Origin of the sequence: Streptomyces phytophilus, assembly GCF_013870535.1 — a bacterium.
Taxonomy (GTDB): domain Bacteria; phylum Actinomycetota; class Actinomycetes; order Streptomycetales; family Streptomycetaceae; genus Streptomyces; species Streptomyces phytophilus.
Genome location: NZ_JACBXC010001429.1, coordinates 1 through 1,454, shown reverse-complemented (window position 1 = coordinate 1,454; position 1,454 = coordinate 1). Strand labels below are relative to the sequence as shown.

At 72.8% G+C, this 1,454-nt stretch carries 1 protein-coding gene; it reads left to right on the top strand.

Going from position 1 to position 1,454, the window contains the following annotated elements; genetic code table 11:
• Positions 1–375 precede the first annotated feature (375 nt).
• The gene (locus H5J30_RS33035) at positions 376–1,434 is read left to right on the top strand and encodes an Rv2578c family radical SAM protein (RefSeq protein ID WP_181791385.1); all 1,059 of its coding nucleotides are present in this window, start codon (positions 376–378) and stop codon (positions 1,432–1,434) included.
• Positions 1,435–1,454: the final 20 nt, after the last annotated feature.

The window sequence follows — 1,454 nt, the reverse complement described above, 5'->3', positions numbered from 1 at the left end:
GGCCGGCCGCGGGCACGGTGACCGGCTCGTCGTTCACCAGGGTCGTCCCCACGTGCCAGCTCCCCATCGTCCGCCTGCGCCGGACCATTTTTCGCACCGACCAAGATCCCGGGGCAAACGGGATTCACTCCCCGTACGACGGCGCGGGAGGGCGCCAACTCTGTTGCCCGGGGCGCCCATCGGGCGCTCATCAGCGGCTTTCGCGGCGGCCCCGCCGAGCGGGGGGCGTACGGGCGCGCGGCGGGAATCCACTCGAACCGGCGAACCGCGCGGCGGCGCACCCGGCGCGGCGTTGACCAGGATCACCCGATAGGGGACTCGACGGGAAGGGAACGTGTGTTCTATTCTCGGCGGCAGATCAATCAGGAGGTGCCGATGCGCTGGGAGAATCTGACCGACGAGGCCGCCGACGGCGGCGCGGGCCCGGGGGCCGCACCGCCCGCCCTCTTCGGCACGGCCGCCGTCGTCACCCGCACGTTCGACACCCCGGAGTTCCGCGGCATCACGTTCCACGAGGTGCGGGCGCGCTCGATCGTCAACAGGGTGCCGGGGGCGTCCCGGATGGCCTTCGACTGGACCGTGAACCCGTACCGGGGCTGCAGCCACGCCTGCGTCTACTGCTTCGCGCGGAAGACCCACGGCTATCTGGACCTCGACACCGGCCGCGGCTTCGACTCGCAGATCGTCGTGAAGGTCAACGCCCCGGAACTGCTGCGGCGCGAGCTGGCGAGCCGCCGGTGGCGCGGGGAGCACATCGCCATGGGCACGAACGTCGACTGCTACCAGCGCGCCGAGGGGCGGTACCGCCTGATGCCCGGCATCCTGGCGGCGCTGCGGGACTTCGCCAACCCGTACTCGATCCTCACCAAGGGCACGCTCATCCTCCGCGACCTGCCGCTGCTCAAGCAGTCGGCCGAGGTCACGCAGGTCGGGGTGGCGGTCTCGGTGGGCTTCCTGGACGAAGAGCTGTGGCGGACCGTCGAGCCGGGCACGCCCGCGCCGCAGCGCCGGCTCGACGTGGTGCGCACCCTCGCGGAGCACGGCATCGGCTGCGGGGTGCTGATGGCGCCGGTGATCCCGTTCCTCAGCGACTCACCCGGGCAACTGCGCGCCACGGTGCGGGCGGTGGCGGAGGCGGGCGCCACGTCGGTGACGCCGCTGGTGCTCCATCTGCGGCCGGGCGCGCGGGAGTGGTTCATGGCCTGGCTGGAGCACCACCACCCGCACCTGGTCCGCCGGTACCGCACGATGTACGCGGGCGGGTCGTACGCGCCGAAGTGGTACCAGCGCCAGGTCACCCGCCAGGTGCACGAGTACGCGACGGAGCTGGGCATAGGCCCGTCGGCCCCCGGCATCGCGCGCCGCATCGAGCCCGAGGAGGATCCCGGCGCGCCGCCGGAGGGCCCGGAGAACACGCAGCTGACGCTCCTGTGACCCCGGTCCACCGCCGCCGG

Bases quoted from the DNA above. Each gene is read 5' to 3' on its own strand.
- H5J30_RS33035 (WP_181791385.1), top strand. From the start codon at position 376: ATGCGCTGGGAGAATCTGACCGACGAGGCCGCCGACGGCGGCGCGGGC.